The organism is Streptomyces sp. NPDC020807, from assembly GCF_040641575.1.
GTDB lineage: Bacteria > Actinomycetota > Actinomycetes > Streptomycetales > Streptomycetaceae > Streptomyces.
In genome coordinates, this window is the sequence record NZ_JBFADU010000023.1 from 92,697 (window position 1) to 99,659 (window position 6,963).

Sequence of the window (6,963 nt, forward strand, 5' to 3'; positions counted from 1 at the left end):
TTTCGGCCTGCCGGAAGCCCTAAGGTATTGCGGAGGACCATTGCTTGGGAAGCGATCAGGGAGAGGAAAGCGGGAACGTGGCCAGTACGAGTGAATCGGCTGAACCGGCGGACCGGCTGACGCCCGTGCTGCGGCCGGTGCGGGCGGGCAACGGCTTCGAGGAGGCCCTGGAGCAGATCCTCCGGGTGATACGGCTCGGGCTCGTGCCGGGCGGCGAGCGGCTGCCGGCCGAGCGGGAGCTCGCCGAGCGGCTCGGCGTCAGCCGGGTGACGCTGCGCGAGGTGCTGAAGGTCCTGCAGGACCAGGGGCTGGTGGAGAGCAGGCGCGGGCGGTACGGCGGGACGTTCGTGCTGGCCCGCGCACAGCGGGCCGACGAGGGCGAACTGCGGCGCCGCATCGCCTCGGTCGACGTGGAGGACACCCTGCGCTTCCGGGAGGTCCTGGAGGTCGGGGCGGCCGGGCTGTGCGCGGCGCACGGGCTCGACGCCGCCGGGACGGAGCGGCTGCGGGCGGCGGTGGCGGCGACGCACGACGCGCCTCTGGCCGATTACCGCCGCCAGGACACCCTGCTCCACCTCACGCTGGCCGAGCTCTCGGGCTCGCCCACGCTGACCGCGCAGTACGCCGCCGTCCGCGCGACGGTGAACGAACTCCTGGACTGCATCCCGCTGCTCGTACGGAACCTGGAGCACTCCCAGCACCAGCACACCGCCCTCGTGGAGGCCGTGCTCGACGGGGACGCGGACGCGGCGCGCGAGGTGATGCGGGAGCACTGCGCGGGGACGGCGGCGCTGCTGCGGGGGTTCCTGGCGTGAGGCGAGGGCCGGCGCGGCGCGCCGCCGGGCGTCACCCGGGTGCGGGCCGGCACTTGCGCTCGCTTCACCTCCCGACGTAAAGGTAGGGCCTTAAAGGTATGTTTTTAATCCATTGGATCGATCCTCCGGGAGGCATCGCGTGTCCAAGCCGCTGATCGGCGTGACGACCTATCTGGACCGGGCGCGATGGGGCGTGTGGGACACGGAGGCCGCGCTGCTCCCCGCCCAGTACCCGCGGCTCGTCCGGGAGGCCGGAGGGGTCGCCGTGATGCTGCCGCCGGACGAGCCGTCGGCCGCGGCGGAGGTGGTGGCTCGGCTCGACGGGCTCGTCGTCGCGGGCGGCGCGGACGTGGAACCCGTACGGTACGGGGCCGAGCCCGACCCCCGTACCGGCCCGCCGGCCAGGGCGCGGGACTCCTGGGAGCTGGCCCTGATCGACGCGGCGATCGCCGCCGGCATCCCGCTGCTGGGGATCTGCCGGGGGATGCAGCTCCTGAACGTGGCCCTCGGCGGCACGCTGGTCCAGCACCTCGACGGGCACACGGGGGGCGCCGCCGGCGTCTTCGGGCGGCACGCGGTGAAGCCGGTGCCGGGGAGTCTGTACGCCGACCTCGTCCCCGGGCCCGCCGAGGTGCCGACCTACCACCACCAGGCCGTGGACCGGCTCGGCGCGGGGCTCACCGCCTCGGCGCACGCGGAGGACGGCACGGTGGAGGCGGTCGAACTGGCCGCCCCGGCCTGGGTCCTCGGGGTGCAGTGGCACCCGGAGATGGGCGAGGACCCGCGCGTGATGCGGGGTCTCGTCGGAGCGGCGGCGGGTCTGCTTCTGGCGGGGGCGTGACGGCGGGACGGCACCGCCAGGAGCGCCCGGCGCCTCCGGGACGGCTCCGCCAGGAACGCACGGCACCTCCGGGACGGCTCCGCCAAGAGCGCACGACGCTTCCCGAACGGCTGTGCCGGTGGCGGGCGCGACGGGACGCTACGACACCGGCGTGAGGCGCGTCCAGGTCGTCGGCCCCGCCGAGCACGGGCCGCCGGCGTGGACCGCGAGGCTGCGCGCCGCCGGGTCGACGGCGACGGTGGCGAGCGTCGCCCACCGGCTGCCGAGCCTCCCGTCGGCCGGGGCGTGACAGCACACCTCGGCCCCGTCCTCGCGGTGGGCGGCGAGCAGGCCGGCGAGCGCCTCCCGGTCGAAGGGTCCCGGGCGGTCGGCGACCCGGGCCGTCAGGAGGCGGTGCCGGTCGTACGTCTCCGGCTCCCGGCGGCCGCGCAGTTCGCCGGCGGCCAGGGCGGGGTCCAGGAAGTGGTTCGTGCGGACCAGCCGCCCCCGCTCGTCGGGGGCGACGACCGCCGAGCCGCCGGGCGCGAGTTCGACGGAGGCGGCACGGTCCGCCGTGACCACGGTGATGACGGTGGACGCCGAGACGGGCGCGCCCGTGAGGATGCCGACGGCCTCCGCGAACGACCCGGCCGTGCCGAGGACCTGACGGGCCACCAGGTGCACGGGGACGCCGGTGGCGGCGTCGTCGGCGTGGCCGAGGATGTTGAAGAGGACGCCCACGCCGGCGTCGTTCACGCCGATCTTCGCGAGGATGCCGTGTTCCGTGATGCCGGCGAAGGACCGGAGGTCGCCGGTGACGGTCTGCGGGTGCCAGGCACCGGCGAGTTCCTCGTGCCAGTCCCAGCACTGCCCGCCGAGGGCGGGCCCCGGTCCGGCGGTGTCGACGAGCGTGGAGCACTCCCCCGCCCGGGGCGCGCCGGCCTCGGCGAGGATCTCGGTACGGGCGTTGAGCGCGGCGACCGTGGCGAACGGCACCCCGGCGCCCTCGGCGACCCCTTCCATCTCCTCGACGAGAGCGGGCGCCCAGGCGCGGGTGGCCTCGACGGTGCGGAGGGTGAGGCGGTGGACGTCGGGGGTCCGGCCGTGCGCGGCGGCCACGGTCGCGAAGAGCTCCTCGTACACGCTCCAGGCGCGCCGGATCCCCTCGCGGGCCTGCCGTCCGCGGTCCTCGCCGCGCTTCCCCGGCGAGTCCCCGGCGATCCGGAGGACCGCGCGCGGGGCGCTCACGCCTCGGTCCTGGCGGCGCGGACGACGGGGTCGCGGCGCATGAGGAGGGCGTAGAGGGCCGCGGCGACCGTCATGCCGACGGGGAGGGAGAGGTCGACGCCGCCGAGGGCGGTGGCGATCGGACCCGTGTAGAGGGTGTTGACGCACAGGGCGGCCGAGGCGACGCCCGTGAGGAGGGCGAGGGCGCCGGCGAGGTTGACGCCGCCGGTGTACCAGAAGGGGCCGCCGGGGGTCTCGTCGGAGAGCGCGCGGCCGTCGTAGCGGCAGCGGCGCAGGACGATGTCGGTGACGTAGACGGCCATGAGCGGGCCGATCAGGACCACGATCACCTGGAGCGCGTTGCTGACGGTGTCGAGGAAGTTCGAGACGAAGAGGCCGTAGAGGGTGAGGGCCACGGCCACGGCCCCGTCGAAGAGGACGCTGACGGTACGGCGGATGCGCAGGCCGACGGCCTGGAGAGCCAGACCGGCGCTGTACGCGGTCAGGGCGTTGAGGGAGATCGTGCCGAGGACGAGCGCGAGCAGGAAGAACGGGGTGAACCAGCCGGGCAGGACGGTCTGCAGGGCGCTCTGCGGGTCGGTCATGTCGACGGCGGTCGCGGCGACGGCGCCGAGGGAGCAGACGACGACGCTGGGCAGGAAGGCGCCGAGGGCGGTCCATCCGGTGATGGCCCTCTTCGAGGCGGTGCGGGGAAGGTAGCGGGAGAAGTCGGCGCTCGTCGTGTACGAGAGCGGGCCCGAGGCGATCATCGTGGTGCCCGCGACGAGGACGGCCCAGAGGTCGATGCCGGTGAGCGGTTCGGCGGGGACGTACGAGAAGTCGGCGTGCTTCACGACGAAGAACCCGACGACGGTGAACACGGCCCCGAGGGCGAGGGTGATCGGCAGGTACAGCCTCATGATCAGGCCGTGCCCGTAGACGCTGATGACGAGGGTGAGCGCGGCGATGACGACGATCACGGCGATCTTGACCGGGGTGGTGGCGGTGACGCCGGTCTTCTCGACGAGCGCGAAGGCGGCGGTCGCGGCGGCGGCGAGGTTGAGCGCGAAGTAGCAGACGGAGACGAGCCAGCCGCCGATCGCGTTGTTCACGCGGTTGCCGAGGACGCCGTAGAGGGCCCGGGTGATCACCTCGCTGGGGGCGCCGGCGGCCGGGCCCGAGGTGGCGAGCAGGCCGGTGAACAGCCAGAACAGGTTGCCGATGACGATCACGGCGACGGCCTGCCAGAGGGTGAGGCCCATGAGCACGAGGGCTCCGCCGATGACGAGGCTGAGGTAGTTGACGTTGGCGGCGGCCCAGACGGAGAAGAGCTCGCGGGGACGGCCGTGGCGTTCGCTGTCGGGGATGTGGTCGATGCCGTGGGCCTCGACGCGGGTGGCGCGGTCGGCGGGGGCCTTGTCGGAGGCCGACGGGGTGGTGTGCGGGCCCTCTGCGGGCTCGGGTCCTCTGGAATGCGGCAGGGGGTCGGGAATCGTGGAAGCCATACGGCCCTCCGGGTGCGGGTTCCGGTGCGGGATCCGGGTGCGGGTGATGCCCCTCAGGTGTCCGGTCGCCGGCCGCCGTGCCCACCTGGTTGCTTATTGGTCGCACACTCAATAGCATCCGCCACATGTCGTCAAGCGTTGAGCGCAAGCGAGTTCGCAAATCCCCCGAGGCCCGGCGGGCCGAGATCGTGGAGGCCGCGGCCCGGGTCGCGCTCACCGAGGGCCTCGAATGTGTGACCCTCCGGCGGATCGCCGACGAGCTCGCCGTCAGGCCCGGTCTGATCAGCCACTACTTCCCCTCGGCGGAGGAACTCGTCGCCGAGGCGTTCGGCGTCGCCGCGACCGGCGAGCTCGACGCCCTCCTCCCGGCGGAACGCCCGTACGGCACCCCGACGCAGTACCTCGCGCGCTACTTCGCGCTGTCGGAGGGGGACGCGTACGACGACATCAGCCGCCTCTGGATCAACGCCCGGCACCTCAGCCGCTACCGTCCCGTCCTCCGCGACCGCGTCGCCGAACAGGAACGGACCAACGACGACCGCCTGGAGGACCTCATCCGCGAGGGCGTCGCACGGGGCGAGTTCCGCACGGACGACCCGCGCGCGGCCGGCATCCACATCCTCGTGGTCCTGGACGGCCTCGGCGCCCACGCGAACACGGACCACAGCAACCGGCCGGAGTCGGTCAAACGGATGGCGGTGACCATGGCGGAACGGGTGCTGGGGCTGGCGGACGGGGCGCTGACGGGGGTGGAACCGCCGGCGGTACCGGGGTCGACGGAGACACCGGGGCCGGCCCCCGCCCCTTCGGCCGACCCGTCCTAGCACCCCGGTCCACCCTCTCTGCCCGCTCTCTCCTGCTTCCTGCCTGCTCACCACCCCTGGAGCCCTCGTGCGCACCGAACTCGTCCTGCTCTCCGCCCGCCTGCTCGACCCCGGCACGGGGGCGTTCCTGCCGCACACCGCCCTGGCCGTGTCCGAGGAGGGCCGGATCGCCGCCCTCGGTGACGACGCCGGGATCCGCGCGCTCGCCGGTCCCGGCACGACGGTCGTCGACCTCAAGGGCGCCGTCGTGACCCCCGGCCTCGTCGACGGTCACATCCACCCCGTCTCCGGGGCCGAACTGAGCGCCGGTCTCGACCTGTCGGGCTGCGCGGACGTCGACGACGTACGGAAGGCGCTGGCCCGCGAGGTGCGCCGGCTCCGGCGCGGGGAGTGGCTGTTCGCGTGGGGCCTGGACCCGAACGTGTTCGGGGACCGGCCGGTGGGGACGGCGCCGTTCGACTCCGTACTCGACCGGGTGCCGGCGTTCCTGCTGCTCTTCGACGCGCACTCGGCGCTGGCCAGCCGCCGGGCGCTCGAACTGGCCGGGGTCGACGGACCGCGCACGTTCGCTCAGGCGTCGGCGGAGGTCGTCTGCGACGCCGACGGACGCCCCACGGGCCTCCTCCTGGAGGACGCGGCCTGCGAGCTCGTCGAGCGGGTCGCGCCGAAGCCGACGCCCGAGGAGCGTCGGGAGGGTCTCGCGGCGGCGCTGCGCGGGATGGCGGCGGCCGGGCTCACCGGCGGGCACGCGATGGACGCGAACGGCGAGAGCCTCGCGCTGTACGAGGAGCTGGACGCGGCCGGTGAGCTGCCCCTGCGACTGCGGGTCGCTCCGTGGTGCCAGCCGGGCACGGACGAGGACGGCGTACGGGCGCTGATCGAGCAGCAGGGCAGGGGCGGCGCGCTGTGGGGGGTCGCGGGCGTGAAGCTGTTCATGGACGGGACGATCGACAACGGGACGGCGTGGCTCGAACGGCCGGACTGCCACGGGGAGTCGACGCACGCGTTCTGGCCGGATCCCGCCGCGTACACGCACATCATCGGGGAGCTGCACCGGGCCGGGGTGCCGACGGCGACGCACGCGATCGGGGACGCGGCGGTACGGCACGTGCTCGACTCCGTCGAGAAGGCGCAGGCGGCGGGTGCGGCGGGGGTACGCCATCGGGTGGAGCACATCGAGACGGTGCCGGACGACACGCTGCGGCGGTTCGCGGAGCTCGGCGTGGTGGCGTCCATGCAGCCGACGCACTGCTGCGACTTCACGCGGGCGGACCACACGGACAACTGGTCGCGCCGGCTCGGCGAGGAGCGGGCGTCGCGGGCGTGGCGCTGCCGGGACCTGGTGGACTCCGGGGCGACGGTGGTGCTCGGCTCGGACTGGCCGATCGCGCCGTTCCCGCCGCTCGGGGTGATGGCCGGGGCGCGGCACCGGCGCCCGAGCCGCGACCTGGCGCAGGCGCCGCACGGGCCGGAACAGGCGCTGACGGCGCTCGAGGCGCTGCGGGGGATGACGACGGGGGCGGCGTACGCGGCGGGCGAGGAGGGGGAGGCGGGGCGGCTCGCGGTCGGTTACCGCGCGGACCTGACGGTCCTGGGTGCCGATCCGCTGACCACCGCGCCGACGGAGCTCCCGGACGTTCCGGTCCGTCTGACGGTGGTGGGCGGCCGGGTGACGTTCCGCGCGTCGGACGTCTGACGGGGGTGGGGGGCGGGGCGCCTGCGGCGGGCGTTCACCCCACCCCGCCCCTTCCCGAAACCGGGGGCGTGCCCCC

At 74.5% G+C, this 6,963-nt stretch carries 6 protein-coding genes; 4 read left to right on the forward strand and 2 right to left on the reverse strand.

The window, feature by feature from the left end; translation table 11 throughout:
• Positions 1-77: 77 nt before the first annotated feature.
• Both AB0G79_RS26940 and AB0G79_RS26945 read left to right on the forward strand, forming a co-directional pair.
• A complete protein-coding gene (locus AB0G79_RS26940; protein ID WP_360810753.1) occupies positions 78-815 on the forward strand; it encodes an FCD domain-containing protein in 738 nt (245 codons plus the stop codon).
• A gap of 139 nt (positions 816-954) precedes the next feature.
• Positions 955-1,656: a gamma-glutamyl-gamma-aminobutyrate hydrolase family protein gene (locus AB0G79_RS26945; protein ID WP_360810755.1), complete on the forward strand. Its 702-nt coding sequence runs from the start codon at positions 955-957 to the stop codon at positions 1,654-1,656.
• A 138-nt stretch (positions 1,657-1,794) separates the two neighbouring features.
• On the opposite strand, the gene AB0G79_RS26950 is transcribed toward AB0G79_RS26945, so the two are convergent.
• Together AB0G79_RS26950 and AB0G79_RS26955 are read right to left on the reverse strand one after the other, a co-directional pair.
• Positions 1,795-2,883, reverse strand: a complete 1,089-nt coding sequence (locus AB0G79_RS26950; RefSeq protein WP_360810757.1) for a C45 family peptidase — start codon at positions 2,881-2,883, stop codon at positions 1,795-1,797.
• Positions 2,880-4,367, reverse strand: a complete 1,488-nt coding sequence (locus AB0G79_RS26955; protein ID WP_360810759.1) for a cytosine permease — start codon at positions 4,365-4,367, stop codon at positions 2,880-2,882. The genes AB0G79_RS26950 and AB0G79_RS26955 overlap by 4 nt, the downstream gene beginning before the upstream one ends.
• 125 nt (positions 4,368-4,492) lie before the next feature.
• On the opposite strand from AB0G79_RS26955, the gene AB0G79_RS26960 reads away from it, so the two are divergent.
• Complete coding sequence (locus tag AB0G79_RS26960) at positions 4,493-5,191, forward strand: TetR family transcriptional regulator (RefSeq protein WP_360810760.1); 699 nt, start codon at positions 4,493-4,495, stop codon at positions 5,189-5,191.
• 67 nt (positions 5,192-5,258) lie between these two features.
• Complete coding sequence (locus AB0G79_RS26965) at positions 5,259-6,887, forward strand: amidohydrolase (protein ID WP_360810761.1); 1,629 nt, start codon at positions 5,259-5,261, stop codon at positions 6,885-6,887.
• The last annotated feature ends 76 nt before the right edge of the window (positions 6,888-6,963 follow it).

What these genes read in the sequence shown, in the direction of transcription:
- AB0G79_RS26955 (WP_360810759.1), bottom strand. Translation starts at nt 4,367, where the DNA reads ATGGCTTCCACGATTCCCGACCCCCTGCCGCATTCCAGAGGACCCGAG.
- AB0G79_RS26960 (WP_360810760.1), top strand. Translation starts at nt 4,493, where the DNA reads ATGTCGTCAAGCGTTGAGCGCAAGCGAGTTCGCAAATCCCCCGAGGCC.